We start from the raw sequence: 15,298 nt of genomic DNA, 5'->3' as shown, positions 1-15,298 counted from the left end.
GCGGATGAAGGCATCGACCTGGTCCGGACAGCGGTCAGCCATACCTTGTCCGCCAACGTCGAGAATGCAGTGTTGCTCGGTATCGCCGCGCTCAACCTCACCGGCAACGCATCAAATAACAGCCTGATCGGCAACGCCGCGGCGAACGTGCTCAATGGCATGGACGGTGCGGATACCCTCGACGGCGGCGCCGGCATCGACACCCTCATCGGTGGCACCGGCAACGACACCTACGTGGTCGACAACCTCAAGGATGTGATCAGCGAAACCAGCACCTCGGCCAGCGAAATCGACAGCGTGCGTTCCTCGGTGAGCTGGACCCTGGGCAGCAACCTGGAAAACCTCACGCTGACCGGCGTTGCCGCGATCAACGGCAGCGGCAACGCGCTGGACAACGTGCTGATCGGCAACGCCGCCGCCAACGTGCTCAACGGCTTGGGCGGCGCGGATAGCCTGGACGGCGGCGCCGGCAACGACACCTATTACGTCGACAACCTCGGCGACACGGTGATCGAGCGCGGTGCGGCGCTGACTGAGATTGACAGCGTTGTTTCGTCCATCAGCTACGCCCTGGGCGCCAATCTGGAAAACCTGACATTGGGCGGCGCCGGCAGCATCAACGCTACCGGTAACGCGCTGAACAACCGCATCACCGGCAACGCTGGCGCCAACGTCCTCGACGGTGGCCTCGGCATCGACACGCTGGTCGGCGGCACGGGCAACGACACCTACGTGGTCGACAACCTCAAGGATGTGATCAGCGAAACCAGCACCTTGGCTGGCGAGATCGACAGCGTACGTGCCTCGGTCAACTGGGCGCTGGGCGCCAACCTGGAAAATCTCACGCTCACCGGCAGCGCTAACCTCAACGGCACCGGCAACGCGTTGAACAACGTGCTGACCGGCAACGCTGGCAATAACTTGCTCGATGGCCTCGCCGGGCGCGATACCTTGGTTGGTGGCGCCGGCAACGACACGTATACCCTCGACAACGCAGGAGACAGCGTCGTAGAGCTGGCGGATGAAGGCATCGACCTGGTCCGGACAGCGGTCAGCCATACCTTGTCCGCCAACGTCGAGAATGCAGTGTTGCTCGGTATCGCCGCGCTCAACCTCACCGGCAACGCATCAAATAACAGCCTGATCGGCAACGCCGCGGCGAACGTGCTCAATGGCATGGACGGTGCGGATACCCTCGACGGCGGCGCCGGCATCGACACCCTCATCGGTGGCACCGGCAACGACACCTACGTGGTCGACAACCTCAAGGATGTGATCAGCGAAACCAGCACCTCGGCCAGCGAAATCGACAGCGTGCGTTCCTCGGTGAGCTGGACCCTGGGCAGCAACCTGGAAAACCTCACGCTGACCGGCGTTGCCGCGATCAACGGCAGCGGCAACGCGCTGGACAACGTGCTGATCGGCAACGCCGCCGCCAACGTGCTCAACGGCTTGGGCGGCGCGGATAGCCTGGACGGCGGCGCCGGCAACGACACCTATTACGTCGACAACCTCGGCGACACGGTGATCGAGCGCGGTGCGGCGCTGACTGAGATTGACAGCGTTGTTTCGTCCATCAGCTACGCCCTGGGCGCCAATCTGGAAAACCTGACATTGGGCGGCGCCGGCAGCATCAACGCTACCGGTAACGCGCTGAACAACCGCATCACCGGCAACGCTGGCGCCAACGTCCTCGACGGTGGCCTCGGCATCGACACGCTGGTCGGCGGCACGGGCAACGACACCTACGTGGTCGACAACCTCAAGGACGTCGTCAGCGAAACCAGCACCCTGGCTGCTGAAGTCGACAGCGTACGGGCCTCGGTCAACTGGGTGCTGGGCGCCAACCTGGAAAACCTCACGCTGACCGGCAGCGCCAACCTCAACGGCAGCGGCAACGCGTTGAACAACGTGCTGACCGGCAACGACGGAAACAACCTGCTGGACGGCCTCGCCGGGCGCGATACCTTGGTCGGTGGCGCGGGTAACGACACGTATACCCTCGACAACGCGGGTGACAGCGTCGTAGAGCTTGCGGATGAAGGCATCGACCTGGTCCGGACAGCGGTCAGCCATACCTTGTCCGCCAACGTCGAGAATGCAGTGTTGCTCGGCGTCGCCGCGCTCAACCTCACCGGCAACGCATCAAATAACAGCCTGATCGGCAACGCCGCGGCCAACGTGCTCAATGGCATGGACGGTGCGGACATCCTCGACGGCGGCGCCGGCATCGACACCCTCATCGGTGGCACCGGCAACGACACCTACGTGGTCGATAACCTCAAGGACGTCATCAACGAAACCAGCACCTCGGCCTTGGAAATCGACAGCGTCCGCTCCTCGGTGAGCTGGACCCTGGGCAGCAACCTGGAAAACCTCACGCTGACCGGTGTTGCCGCGATCAACGGCAGCGGCAACGCGCTGGACAACGTGCTGATCGGCAATGCCGCCGCCAACGTGCTCAACGGTGGCGCAGGCAACGATCGCCTCGATGGCGGTGCTGGCAACGACACCCTGATTGGCGGGGTGGGGACCGACACCCTGACGGGCGGCGTCGGAGCTGATCGTTTCGTTTTCAGTTCGTTGAGTGAGTTGGGCAAGGACGGGGCGGGCGACGTCATCCTCGATTTCAGCCGCCTGCAAGGCGACAAGATCGATCTGTCGAAACTGGATGCCAATGCGCTGACGCCACTGTTCAACAAGTTCAGCTTTGTCGATGTAGGTGATTTCACTGGCGCGGGGCAGTTGCGCTTCGTTGATCATGTGCTCTATGGCAACGTCAACGATGATCTGGGCGCGGACTTCGAAATCCAGTTGGTCGGTGTCAATACCTTCAACGCCAACGATCTGGTCGCCTGAAAACAAGTTCGGGGCTCGGTGAAAACACACCCGGGCCCCGAACATTCCCTTCGGGATTCGGATCAGAACAGTTGGGTGAACAACCAGTAAAGGCTGCCGGACAACAGGATGGCGGCTGGCAGCGTGAGCACCCAGGCCATCAGCAGGTTGCGGATCGTGCGCATCTGCAGGCCACCGCCGTTGGCGACCATCGTACCGGCCACACCCGAGGAAAGCACATGGGTGGTGGACACCGGCAGGCCGAACACGTCGGCAGCGCCAATGGTCAGCATCGCGACCGTTTCAGCCGAGGCGCCTTGGGCGTAGGTGAGGTGCGACTTGCCGATTTTCTCTCCCACCGTCACCACGATGCGTTTCCAGCCGACCATGGTGCCCAGGCCAAGGGCGATGGCCACGGCGATCTTCACCCATAGCGGAATGAACCGCGTCGAATTGTCGATCTGCTGCTTGAACAGTTGCAGCTTGTCCCGGGTGTCGGCGTCAAAGTCGCCGACCTTGTTCTTGTCCATCAGGCGAATGGTTTCGCTGGTCAGGTACATGTCGTTGCGCACGTTGCCCACGGCTTCGACGGGCACCTTCGCCAGCGAGCCGTAGCCTTTGACCTCGGCACCGATGCTGCCGGTCATCGCGGCAAGGGCCGGCACCAGTTGGGGCGTAGCCTGCTTGCTGCTGACGTAGGCGGACAGGATAGGGCGCGGATCGGCCGGCGCCGGCGAGGGCGAATGCTTGACCAGGGCTTGTTGCGTGACTTCAGCCACCGCGGCGAATTGAAGTGCCTGGTCGGCAGGCATCGTGCGGTTGAGCGCATACGCCATTGGCAGAGTACCCACCAGGATCAGCATGATCAGGCCCATGCCTTTCTGGCCATCGTTGGAACCGTGGGCGAACGAAACGCCGGTACACGTCAGGATCAGCAGGCCGCGAATCCACCAAGGTGGCGGTGTGTTGCCTTCAGGTGCCTTGTACAGCGCGCGATTCTTGACGAAAGCCCGCAGCGCCAGCAACAGCAACGCGGCGCAACCGAAGCCTACCAGCGGTGACAAAAGCAGCGCGTAGCCGATCTTGGTCGCCTGGGCCCAGTCCACCCCACTGGTGCCATCGCGACCGTGCATCAGCGCATTGGCGACGCCGACGCCGATGATCGAACCAATCAGCGTGTGGGAAGACGAGGCCGGCAGGCCCAGCCACCAAGTGCCGAGGTTCCAGAGGATCGCGGCGATCAGCAACGCGAAGATCATGGCGAAACCGGCGGAGGAACCGACCTGCAGGATCAGCTCCACCGGCAGCAAGGCGATGATGCCGAAAGCCACCGCGCCACTGGACAGCAACACCCCAAGGAAATTGAAGAAACCCGACCAGGCCACCGCGAAATTGGGGGCCATGGAGTTGGTATAGATAACCGTGGCCACGGCGTTGGCGGTGTCGTGGAAACCGTTGACGAACTCAAAGCCCAGCGCGATCAGCAGCGCGACACCCAGCAGCAGGAACGGTGTCCACGTGGTCACCACGGTGCCGAGCTCGTTCATGTCGTGCATCAAGCTGTAGGCAGTGAACAAAAGGCCGATGCCCAGCACCGCGAAAAAAATCGCCAGGGTCATCATGCTCGGTTTGCGATCCAGCTGCGGTCTCGAAGGGGAGGCGACCGAGCCCGACAGGTTGGAAGCCAGGGTAGGCGTTGTCATGGTGGGAAACTCGCGAAATAGGAGGCATTCCCGATCCTAGTCGCACTTTGTTACAAAGCGGTGATGGTGGTAATTCCGGGATTGTTTCATCGGTGAAACGTTTTTTTGCTGATGATCGCAGCAAGTTCAGTAACGGTTCCGGTGAAGCCTGTCGGACAGACTACGGTTCTGGCGAACAAAGCATGGCGTGATCAATTAGATGTCGATCAAAATCAAAACTGTTGACGTTTATGATTATGCTCATCATCATAGATTTGCCCGACACGCTTCGATGCCGGCCCCGACCCTGCTGCCCGAGGAAAACTTCATGACAATCAACAAACCCGTAGCTTTGGTAACAGGCGCTTCGTCCGGTATCGGAGAGGCCATCGCCGTCAAGCTCGTTGCGGCGGGCTACAAGGTCTATGGCACCAGCCGCAGAGGCGTCCAGTCGGATCAACGGCCGTTTGCCATGCTGGCGCTGGACGTGACCGAGGATGCCTCTGTCGAGCACGCTGTGCAGGAGTTGTTGCAGTTGGAGGGCCGTATCGATCTGCTGGTCAACAATGCCGGTTTCGGGCTCGCGCCTGCGGCGGCGGAAGAGAGCTCCATCGAGCAGGCCAAGGCGGTTTTCGATACCAATTTCATGGGCGTTGTCCGGATGACTCGCGCTGTTGTGCCCCACATGCGGCGCCAGGGCAGCGGTCGCATCATCAACATCGGTTCGATCCTCGGCGTCGTGGCCGTGCCTTATGTGGCGCTCTACGTCGCGAGCAAACATGCGGTAGATGGCTATTCTCAAGCCCTGGACCACGAACTGCGCACCCATGGCATCCGGGTCACTGTGATCGAACCCGGCTATACCCGGACCTCGTTCGAAAGCAACAGCCTGGAGGCTGACGCCAAGCTGGACCTGTACGAAGATATTCGCGTAAAGGTCACCAAAGTCGTCAACCAGGCGATGGCGACCGCCGAAAGCGCAGATGTGGTGGCTCACGTGGTGCTCAAGGCGGCGCGGGCCGAGCGTCCCAAGCTGCGCTATACCGCTGGCAAGGCGGCGGCGCAGTTGCAATGGATGCGTCGCTTCGCCCCGGCTGGCGTTCTGGATACGGGTATCCGCAAAGCCATGCAGCTTGCGTGAGTCTGCCCCGTCCAGCCGCTTGCCCGTAGTCCCAATCCTTCAATCGAACAGGAAACATGACAATGACTTTCAAGGCGCTGCTCACCACTAAAGCCGACGATGTGATTTCCACCCGCCTGGTCGATTTCAAGGATGAGGACCTGATGGCCGGCGACGTTACCGTGGCGATCGAGTACTCGACGGTGAATTACAAGGACGCCATGGCCCTCAGCGGGCGTTCGCCGGTCATCCGCCAGTTCCCGTTGATTCCGGGCATCGACTTCGCCGGCATCGTCGAAACGTCGAGCCACGCCGGTTTCCAAACTGGTGATCGGGTGCTGGTCAATGGCTGGGGGCTGAGCCAGACCCACCACGGTGGCTTTGCCCAGAAGGCGCGGGTGAGTGGCGACTGGCTGGTGAAAATCCCGGAGGCGTTTTCAACCCAACAAGCCATGGCCATCGGCACCGCCGGCTACACGGCGATGCTCAGCGTCCTGGCGCTGGAACACGGCGGCCTGACACCCGAGCGCGGCGATATCCTGGTGACCGGTGCCAATGGCGGCGCCGGCTCGGTGGCGATCGCGTTGTTGTCCGGCCTGGGTTATCGGGTGATCGCCTCGACCGGACGGCAGGAAGAGGCCGACTACCTGCGCGACTTAGGTGCGGCCGAAATCATCGATCGCCGCACCTTGTCAGAGCCCGGCGCGCCGATTGCGAAGGAGCGTTGGGCGGGTGTCATCGACTCGGTCGGCAGCCATACCTTGGCCAATGCCTTGGCCCAGACCCAGTACCGCGGGGTTGTCGCTGCCTTCGGCCTGGCCCAGGGCGCGGACCTGCCCGGCTCGGTGCTGCCGTTTATCCTGCGCAACGTGACCCTGGCGGGTATCGACTCGGTAAACGCTCCGCAAGCTGCGCGCTTGCAGGCCTGGTCGCGACTGGCCCGGGATCTTGACGTCAACAAGCTAGCCCGCACCACCCAGGTGATTGGCTTGGCCGAGGTTCCGGCGGTGGCTGCCCGGGTGTTGCAAGGGCAGGTTCGCGGGCGCACGGTCGTCGACGTGAACGCATGAACACTCGATAAGGAGGCATTCCATGACGTTGCCAAGGCCCCTGGTCGTCACAGCATGCGGCGCAAGACGTCGCTGCGAGGGTCGCGGTCGAAGAACCGGTGCTTGAGGGCACCGGCGATGTGCACCAGGACCAGGCCGAGCAGGGTATAGGCGAGTACCTTGTGCAGCCACTGGAAGACCACGAACCAATCGTCATTCTTGCCAAGAAGCTCCGGAAGGTTCACGCCAAAAAAGAACACCCCATCGCTCATCGTGTAGGTGCTCGACATCGAATAGCCCATCAACGGCACGATCACCAGCAGGGCATACAGGGTGCGGTGCGCCAGCCTTGATGAAACTCTCTCATACCGCGCCAATGTCTCCGGCGGTTGCGGCAGCCTGGGCGTGCTTATGCGCAGGGCGATCTGGATCAGGACCACCAGGAACACCAATACCCCAAAGGATTTGTGCCACGGGTAGTACAGCTCATATTTGCTCGCCACTTCGTCATTCAGCCCGGTCATGTGCCAGCCGGCCCAGAGGAGGCCTGCGACGAGCAAGGCGCGCACCCAGTGCAAAATACGCAGGGACGTCGGATACCGATCAATTATTGTTTGATTTGCCGGATTCATCGCGGTCTCTCCAAGGATCATCAACGCATCGAAATGCACCTCGAACGGCCCCTGCCAGCTCGCATTGCAGGGCCGTTCGGTCAGTGCGGGTTTTGTTCTCAGCCGGGCAGCAACACGGTGATGACCTTCTCTTCGGTGTAGGCCTGTGCGCCGCTGAACCCGCCTTCACGCCCGATGCCGCTGGACTTGACGCCGCCCCAAGGCAGGTTGGCGTCCAGCGGGCTCCAGCAATTGACGCCGACGGCACCGGCCTTCACCGCGGCGGCCACGCGATGGGCTCGCACCAGGTCGGCCGTCCAGACCGTGGCCGCCAGGCCGTAAGTGGAGTCGTTGGCCAGCGCGATCGCCTCTTCTTCGCTGTCGAACGTGATCACCGTGCCTACGGGGCCGAAGATCTCGTCCCGGGCGATCGCCATGTCATTGCGGGCATTGGCGAAAATCGTCGGCTGGACGAACCAGCCCTGGCCAGCATTCGATACGCCGCCCGCCAATAGCGAGGCGCCTTGTTCGATGCCCAGTTGGATGTAGCGGTTGACGCGGTCGAATTGCGCCTTCTTGGCCACCGGGCCCATCTGGACGCCAGGCTGGCGTGGGTCGCCGACCTTGACTGCGCGCGCGGCGTCGGCGAGCGCGGCGGCGAAGCGTTCGGCGATGCCGCGCTGGACCAGGATGCGCGAGCCGGCCGCGCAGATTTGTCCCTGATTGGCGAACAGGCCGAGGGAGCAACCGAAGAGCGCGTCGTCGAAGGAGGCATCGTCGAAGACAATCTGCGGACTCTTGCCGCCCAGCTCCAATGCCACGCGCTTGAACAACACACCGGCGGTGCGCTGGATCTCGCGCCCGGCCTCGGGGCTGCCGGTGAAGCTGATCTTGGCCACGTGCGGGTGCTCGCACAGGGCGCGGCCGACCTCGTCGCCGTAGCCGGTGACGACGTTGATGACACCGTCGGGGAAGCCCGCTTGCTGAGCCAGCGCCGCCAGGTGCAGGGCCGATTGCGGTGTCTCTTCGGAGGGCTTGATGACCACTGTGCAGCCCGCCGCCAACAACGCGGCGAGCTTCCAGACGGTGATCATCAGTGGTGAGTTCCAGGGGACGATGGCACCGACCACACCCACCGGTTCCCGCACCGTGTATGACAGGGTCTTGGTGCCGAAATAGCCACCGGTGGGAATGGTGCGCCCTTCGAGCTGATTCGCCCAGCCGGCGGCGGCACGCAGGTTGGCGATCGCGTTGGGGATGTCCAGCCGGCGTGGTTCGACCGGTGAACGGCCGATGGCGTTGGCGTCCAGGTCGGCCAGCAATTCGGTGTCGCGCTCGACCAGGTCAGCCAGTTTCGACAGCAGCCGACCGCGCTGGGCTCCGTCGAGTTGGCTCCAGGCGCCATGCTCAAGTTGCCGGCGTGCCGCGCTCACCGCGCGGTCCACGTCCTCGGCGGTGCCGCGGGCGGTGCTGCCGTAGGTCTGTTCTGTCACCGGATCGACGAGCGCGATGCGACGACCGTCCGAAGCTTCGAAGGTCGTGCCTTCGATGAAGTGATTGAAATGCTGGGTCATTTTTGCGATCCGTAATGAGGTGAGATGGACACTCAAGCCTTCAAGGAGGCCAGGGCATCGCCAAAAATGTCCAAGGCCTTGAAGAACAGCGAACGAGGGATCGTCAGCGAGGGCATGACCCGCATCACGTTGCTGTAGCGACCGCAGGGAATCATCAGCACGCCGTGGTTCAGCAAGTAGCCCATGATCTGGCCGATCTTCGCCGGCGCCAGTGGCGCCTTGGTGATTGGGTCCTCCACCAGCTCGATTCCGATCATCAGGCCGCGACCGCGCACTTCGCCGATGAGGGGGCTGTCGAAGCCACGGATGCGCTCCTGGGCTTCGAGCCCGAGGGTGTGAGCACGGTTGAGCAGATCGAGTTCTGGATCCTGGAGAATGCTGATGTTGGTCAGGGCCACAGCGGCGGACAGCGAGTTGGCGGCAAAGGTGTTGGGCACCGATCCATCGGGAATCGCGGCCGCCAGGTCCGAGCGCATGATCAGGCCGGCCATGGGCAGGTCGCTGCCGATGCCTTTGCCGAAGGTGAGCATGTCGGGCTTCACGCCTGAGTGCTCGACCGCCCACATCTTGCCGGTGCGCCCGGCGCCGGACTGCACTTCGTCGACGATCAGCAACGCACCGCTGCGGTCGCAGGCCTGGCGCAACAACTGCAGGAACTCCGGTGAGGGAGGCACGTAGCCGCCTTCGCCCTGTACCGGTTCCACGATCACGGCGGCTACATCATCGGCGGCGGTGTAGGGCGTGTTGAGCAGGTAGTCCACGTATTCGCCGGCAATCTGCTCGGCGCTTTTGTGCGTGGTGTCGAACGGGAAACGATAGGCATAAGGGTAGGGCGCATGAATGACGCCACCCATCTGGGCACCGTAGCCCTTGCGGTAGGCCGTGCCCGTGGTCAGCGCGCCCGATGCGTTCCAGACGCCGTGGTAGCCGCCATGGAAAGCGATGATCTGATGGCGTCCGGTGATGCGCTTGGCGAACTTGATCGCGGCTTCCAGGGCATCGCTGCCGCTTTGCGTGAAGAAGGTGATGCAGTCGCCGCGCAGTCCGTCGGGCGCGATCTCGGCGATCTTGGCGGCCAGTTCGGTGCGCCGGGTGCTGTTGACTTCCAGGGCGTGCATCAACACTTCGGACTGTTCACGGATGGCCTGCACGACCTTCGGGTGGCAGCGGCCTACGCTGCTGACGCCCACGCCAGCGGACAAATCGATGTAGGTATTGCCATCCGGGTCCTTGAAAGTTGCGCCAAAGGCACGGTCCATGGCGACGGGCATGCGTGCGCCGCCGCGCGCCATCGACTCGGTACGCGCCGACAATGCCAGGGCCTCGGTGGTCTTGGGGCCGGGGATGGTGGAAATGATCCGCGGGGCGTCCGCGAAATGTAGGGATTCAAGTTTGGCTTCACTCATGACGGTCTCTCAGGATGTCGATTTTCAGTGTTTCGATCATCCCCGCCGCCTGTTCGCAGCCGTTAGCCCGAATCGGCACATTGCCAGTGTCGTTGGAGCACTAAAGTGAGCGGTGTACTTTTCAAGCCGCGTCGCCATTGACGCCTGATCCCTGTGGCGAGGGAGCTGCTCCCGCTCGGTGGCGCAGCCGCCGCAAAAGTGAGCGATGCCGTGTGTTGACGGCGTCGTTTGGGACTGCTCCGCAGCCCAGCGGGAGCAAGCTTCCTCGCCACAGGGATTGGTTGCGACAGGAACCTGTTGGTAGCAGTCTTCGTGCATTCACAGAGAAGGCTGTAGCGATCAAACAAAATTTGCGGAATTCTCTTATTGTGAGAATATCGGCCAGGAAGGCGCTCAAACAACAAGAACATTGGCCGAGGCGTTCGTCATCATGAAGTATCTCAACATCAGCCGGTTCCATGACATTCATGTTCATGCCGCCACCGTCCAGGAATGGAGCCAGGACTACAACCAGTTGACCGCCGGCTCGGCCGAGAGCTCGCTCATCCAGTTGACGACGGCGCGTTGCCATGTTTTTCGCGAGCAGATCAACCAGCGCGTCGTGCAGCACGGCGTGGCCCCACGGGGCAAGATGTGTTTTGCCGTGCCCATCACCGTCCCGGGTTCGGTCCGGATGCAGGGAAGGGAAGTGGACGACAGCAGCCTGTTCTTTCTCCACGGTGGCGAGGAGTTCATGTTCCATATGCCGATGGGCATGGAGCTGCTGGCCATTACGTTCGAGCGCGAGCTGTTCGAACAAGCGTTGGCGAAAACCGAATCGGCCAAGGACATCGGCCAGTTGCTGCGGCAACCGGTGATCAGGGTGTCGACCCAGCGCTACGCAGGTGCTCGCCGTCGAATGCTGGCGGCATTTTCCCAGGCGCTGTTGAGCGAAGAAGATGAGGTTGCCCAGGACCGGGAATTGCAGCTGGAACAGACCATGCTCGGCGAGTTGCTGCAACTGATGACCGACCCCGCTTGCGACAAACAGCAGCGCACGCCAAGTTCCACACGCAGTTACATCGTCGAAAAGTGCCATCGCTTGGCGACCGCGCAGCTGAACAACGTGCCCAGCGTCGATGAGTTGTGCCAGCGTCTCCAGGTAAGCCGGCGCACCGTGCAGAACAGCTTTCGCGCGGTCGCCGAGACGACGCCGATCAATTACCTGCGCTCCGTCAGGCTCAATGGCGTACGCCGGACGCTGATGTCGACCCGGGCGTCCCATCTATCGATCGGCGATGTCGCCGCCCAGTGGGGCTTCTTTCACCTGAGTCATTTTGCGGCCGAGTACCAGGCCCTGTTCGCAGAGTTGCCATCCCATACCGCCCGCGCCGCCATTGCCGATTACGCGCGTGCCGATTTGGGTTAGTGAGGCATCGAGGGAGAGGCATAGGATCGAATCCGGCGTGCGACACCCACGATAATGCGATCCCGCCGTGGCCCGCGCCGATCCTGCAGCGAATACCTCATCCCATAAGGTCAACAAGACATGAGCGTACCTCTCCCGGTCAACAGCTCCACCGAGCTCAAGCGTGGCGCCCTGGGTGTCGGCTTCATCATCTTTTTCGTGGTCTCGGCGGCGAGCCCGTTGAGCGTCATTGCCGGCGGCTTTCCCATCGGCATCATGCTCGGCAACGGCGCGGGTACGCCGGCACTGCTGATCCTGGCCTTGTTGGTGTTACTGGCGTTTTCGGTGGGCTACACCACCCTGGCCCGGCATCTCACCCACGCGGGCGGTTTCTATGCCTTTACCTCCGTGGGGCTGGGCGGAATGGCCGGTGGCGCGGCGGGGGTGCTGGCGATGTTTGCCTACAACATCCTCCAGGTCGGCTTGTACGGTATGTTCGGCGGTGTCGTCAGCGGCACGATGCAAAATGCGTTTGGCCTGCTGTTGCCCTGGTGGGCATACTCGCTGATGGCCATGGCCAGCGTCGCGATCCTCGGCTACCGCAAGATCGATCTGTCTGCCCGGGTGCTGTCAGTCATCGTCATTGCTGAATACCTGGCAATCCTGGTCCTGGATTTCGCCATCCTGAAGTCCGGGGGCGACAGCGGCATCAACCTGGATGTATTCGATCGCAGCCATGTGTTCAGTGGCACACCCTCCATTGGCTTGTTGTTCTGCTTCGCGGCGTTCATCGGTTTCGAAGCCACCACCATCTACGGCGAGGAGGCGAGGAATCCCCAGCGAACCATTCCGATTGCCACCTACTGCTCGGTGTTGCTGATCGGCGGCTTCTACGCGCTGTCGGTCTGGTCGATGGTGGTGGGCGTAGGCGCGGACAAGATTGTCGCCACGCTCCAGGCCTTGCAGGACCCGACGACATTTATCTATGGCATGTCCGACCACTTCGTCGGCCCCGGGTTGACCCAGATCATTCGTGTGCTGTTCATGGTCAGTATCTATGCCGGATTGCTCGCCTTTCATAACGCCGCAGCCCGTTATTTCTTCGCCATTGGCCGCGATGGGTTGCTGCCGAGCCGGTTGGGCACGACCCACCGTATCCACCAGAGCCCCCACATGGGCTCGGCGTTGCAGAGCTTGATCTCCGCCGTGGTCGTGCTGGTTTTCGCCGCGATGGACGCAGATCCTATCCTGCAACTGTTCGCCTGGCTGTCCAACCTGGCGACGCTGTGCGTGATCCTACTGATGGCGCTCACCTCCGCCGCGGTCGTGGTTTTCTCCCGGCGTCATCCGGAGCTCAAGTTGGGACTCTGGCGAGGAGGCCTCTTTCCCGGTTTTTCATGCCTGGTGTTGTTGGCGGTGCTGGTGATCGCCGTGGTGCACTTCGATGTGCTGACGGGTGCCAGCAAGGCGCTGTCCTACAGCCTTTGCGCCATCATCCCGGCTGCCTTGCTGGTGGGCGTGTTCCTGGCGGCTCGCCTGCGGGAAGCGGCGCCGCAGCGGTACTTGGCATTGGGTTGCCACAAGCTGTAGCGGCTCCGATGATCCGCAAGCAAAATCAATGAACATTTTCAGCACCGGGATATCGACTCTGTAACTGAACATTTCCGTCCAGACATTCAGCCTTCACGTTTCGTTGGGCCGCTGTCACGGCGGTCGGTCGGCCAATGGGGGCGTGTTTCCATGAGCGTCAATAACCAGTGCTGCGTCGAGTACAACGGTCGGACCTTGAGGGGTAAAGCAGACCAGCCGCTGATCGATTTCCTGGCCGAGCAGGGCATCGACCTGCCTCACGTCTGCTATCACCGCGCCCTCGGGCCGATCCAGACCTGCGATGTCTGTTGGATCGAACACGATGGTGAGATGGTTCGTGGCTGCACGTGGGGGTTCTGGGTGTTTCGCGGTAAGGTCAAGGCTGAGTCACCGCGGGAGTAGTCAGTTGATTTTGGCTTGAGGTCCAGCATGTTGAGAGCGTTCAGCAGCCCCCGGATGGTGGCTGCCGTTGATGATGAGCTCTTTTTCAGGGCTTGGTCTTGCCGAGTTGCTTGCCCGTCTCAGTGACGATAGCTTGGAGACCCAGCTCGTTAATCTTCTTCCAGTCGCTGTCTGTGGCCAATTGCATGCTGTCACGAGTGTTGGTTGTCACTTCCAGCGGCACGGTGCCCGGCGCTTCGATTTTCAGATGGGCTTTGTTGTTCACGGCCACGGTGAACGCGCCAGGAGAGAACCACGACCAGTATTCGATGATGTGCACATTGACCGGTGTAGCGCTCGGCGTTGGCGTGGTCACGATTTGATAGCCAGCCTGCTGATAAGCTGTGGCCACAGCATTCCCTACCAGTTGTGACACGGTCCGCCCGGAAGGAAGCACCACATCACCAAGCCCTTTACCAAAACCGTTGCGTTTGCGACCGATGGCTCGCTCGGTGACGCTGGTGTCGTTTACTTCATCGTTTTTCAGCGAAGGAATATCAGCGCTGCGTGGCTTGATTTTGAATACCCGTTCATCCAATGCATTGATGTAAATCTGCTGGCCTTGGCCTGAAGCGGCCACTTGCGGTACCGGGCCGGTTACATCCACCTCGGAACGGTTGGTCACGCATCCTGCGAGTGAAGCGAGAACGATAACGGCGGCGGTGGTTTTGAAATACGACATGAATGCTCCTTTGCGGTGGGGTCTTCCTTGGGCCCTGGCCGTTTTCGGGCGCCAGGGCATAAGAGTCTTGCGGTTTGCGAGATGGTTGAGCGCGCGGCGCTACAGGCTATCAGGATCGCCAAAAAACATTTTGACTTGGCTCTAGGACGATATTTTCAGGCGGAAAAATATCAAATATGCCCCCAGTTTTGCCCCCAATCGCATTGAGTGTGCGAGTGATCTTGAATTGTGACCTGCGACTGACTCCAGTATGGCAGTACCTGGTATTCGGTGCGCCTTCGCGTTCTTTTGGCACGCAAGCTAAAGCGGCGCTCCCGAGCAACGCAATAAGCGTGAGCGGGGATCTTTATTTGATCAGAAACATGCTGGTTTTTATGTTTGCTTCTCAGTCAATTTTGATTGTTTCGTGAAATATTTCTGCATATAGCCGAGCGACGGTAGGTGTAAGGTTGTGCACTGACGGAATCAGAAAATTGGAGTGGGGTGCGAGTTGCTTTGCGTAGATAACTTCGTACACCCTGCGCACGATTCCTGGCTCTGCTTCCTCTTGGTCGAAGCCAGGCATTATTCCTACGGCTTTGTAACCCGCATGCTCCAATGCTTGTTGCATATACGGAGCGCGGGTTGTCGCCATACCATAGATCAAGCCGGCGCCCATGAACCTTCCCATTTTTTCTCCGAGGTCTTGGGCAGCTACGGCCAGTTTGGTTTGTCTATGATGTTTGGCTACCGCGCCCACTCGCCCGAAGATGACATCAGCGCCGTCAATTTTTTCCCACGTTGCTATCGCGACGATTTCATGATTCTGGCGGACCACGATAGCGAACATTCCCCGCTCTAGGTCGTTTTCGAGCACTACGTTGTCTTCATAAAATTGCTGGTTCACAAAAGGGCTCCCTAACCCCACCCTTATGGAGG

Annotated in this window: 12 protein-coding genes; 6 read left to right on the top strand and 6 right to left on the bottom strand. The window is 61.2% G+C overall.

The window, feature by feature from the left end:
• A partial coding sequence (locus JMN22_RS20740; RefSeq protein ID WP_198797292.1) for a beta strand repeat-containing protein occupies nucleotides 1-2,859 on the top strand: 2,859 nt, incomplete at its 5' end.
• Nucleotides 2,860-2,921: 62 nt separating this feature from the next.
• Here JMN22_RS20740 and JMN22_RS20735 read toward each other — a convergent pair.
• Nucleotides 2,922-4,541, bottom strand: a complete 1,620-nt coding sequence (locus tag JMN22_RS20735; protein WP_030138690.1) for an inorganic phosphate transporter — start codon at nucleotides 4,539-4,541, stop codon at nucleotides 2,922-2,924.
• A gap of 307 nt (nucleotides 4,542-4,848) precedes the next feature.
• Here JMN22_RS20735 and JMN22_RS20730 point away from each other — a divergent pair, with 307 nt between their 5' ends.
• Complete coding sequence (locus JMN22_RS20730) at nucleotides 4,849-5,661, top strand: oxidoreductase (RefSeq protein ID WP_030138691.1); 813 nt, start codon at nucleotides 4,849-4,851, stop codon at nucleotides 5,659-5,661.
• A gap of 62 nt (nucleotides 5,662-5,723) precedes the next feature.
• The gene (gene acuI, locus JMN22_RS20725) at nucleotides 5,724-6,710 is read left to right on the top strand and encodes an acrylyl-CoA reductase (NADPH) (RefSeq protein WP_198797293.1); all 987 of its coding nucleotides are present in this window, start codon (nucleotides 5,724-5,726) and stop codon (nucleotides 6,708-6,710) included.
• 47 nt (nucleotides 6,711-6,757) lie between these two features.
• On the opposite strand, the gene JMN22_RS20720 is transcribed toward acuI, so the two are convergent.
• The 3 genes from JMN22_RS20720 to JMN22_RS20710 all read right to left on the bottom strand — a co-directional run bounded on the left by JMN22_RS20720 (nucleotide 6,758) and on the right by JMN22_RS20710 (nucleotide 10,280).
• Nucleotides 6,758-7,321, bottom strand: a complete 564-nt coding sequence (locus tag JMN22_RS20720; RefSeq protein ID WP_181287101.1) for a cytochrome b — start codon at nucleotides 7,319-7,321, stop codon at nucleotides 6,758-6,760.
• Nucleotides 7,322-7,419: 98 nt separating this feature from the next.
• Nucleotides 7,420-8,874: an aldehyde dehydrogenase family protein gene (locus tag JMN22_RS20715; RefSeq protein ID WP_198797294.1), complete on the bottom strand. Its 1,455-nt coding sequence runs from the start codon at nucleotides 8,872-8,874 to the stop codon at nucleotides 7,420-7,422.
• Nucleotides 8,875-8,906: 32 nt separating this feature from the next.
• Entirely contained in the window at nucleotides 8,907-10,280 is a 1,374-nt protein-coding gene (locus JMN22_RS20710; RefSeq protein WP_030138695.1) for an aspartate aminotransferase family protein, read from the bottom strand.
• A gap of 430 nt (nucleotides 10,281-10,710) precedes the next feature.
• On the opposite strand from JMN22_RS20710, the gene JMN22_RS20705 reads away from it, so the two are divergent.
• From JMN22_RS20705 to JMN22_RS20695, 3 genes are all read left to right on the top strand, one after another.
• On the top strand, nucleotides 10,711-11,688 hold the full coding sequence (locus JMN22_RS20705) for a helix-turn-helix domain-containing protein (protein WP_198797295.1): 978 nt from the start codon (nucleotides 10,711-10,713) through the stop codon (nucleotides 11,686-11,688).
• A gap of 120 nt (nucleotides 11,689-11,808) precedes the next feature.
• On the top strand, nucleotides 11,809-13,257 hold the full coding sequence (locus tag JMN22_RS20700) for an APC family permease (RefSeq protein WP_198797296.1): 1,449 nt from the start codon (nucleotides 11,809-11,811) through the stop codon (nucleotides 13,255-13,257).
• Nucleotides 13,258-13,407: 150 nt separating this feature from the next.
• Nucleotides 13,408-13,659, top strand: coding sequence for a 2Fe-2S iron-sulfur cluster-binding protein (locus JMN22_RS20695; protein ID WP_198797297.1), 252 nt, complete (start codon nucleotides 13,408-13,410; stop codon nucleotides 13,657-13,659).
• Between the two features lie 85 nt (nucleotides 13,660-13,744).
• Here the strand turns inward: JMN22_RS20695 and JMN22_RS20690 are convergent, their stop codons facing one another.
• The gene (locus JMN22_RS20690) at nucleotides 13,745-14,380 is read right to left on the bottom strand and encodes a flagellar biosynthesis protein (RefSeq protein WP_198797298.1); all 636 of its coding nucleotides are present in this window, start codon (nucleotides 14,378-14,380) and stop codon (nucleotides 13,745-13,747) included.
• 385 nt (nucleotides 14,381-14,765) lie between these two features.
• Nucleotides 14,766-15,266 (bottom strand): hypothetical protein, encoded by a 501-nt coding sequence (locus JMN22_RS20685; RefSeq protein WP_198797299.1) that lies wholly within the window; start codon nucleotides 15,264-15,266, stop codon nucleotides 14,766-14,768.
• Nucleotides 15,267-15,298: the final 32 nt, after the last annotated feature.

The sequence above is a fragment of the Pseudomonas sp. HB05 genome, assembly GCF_016756915.1.
GTDB lineage: Bacteria > Pseudomonadota > Gammaproteobacteria > Pseudomonadales > Pseudomonadaceae > Aquipseudomonas > Aquipseudomonas alvandae.
The sequence above is the reverse complement of the archived record's forward strand: the minus strand, read 5'-3'. Positions and strand labels throughout refer to the sequence as shown.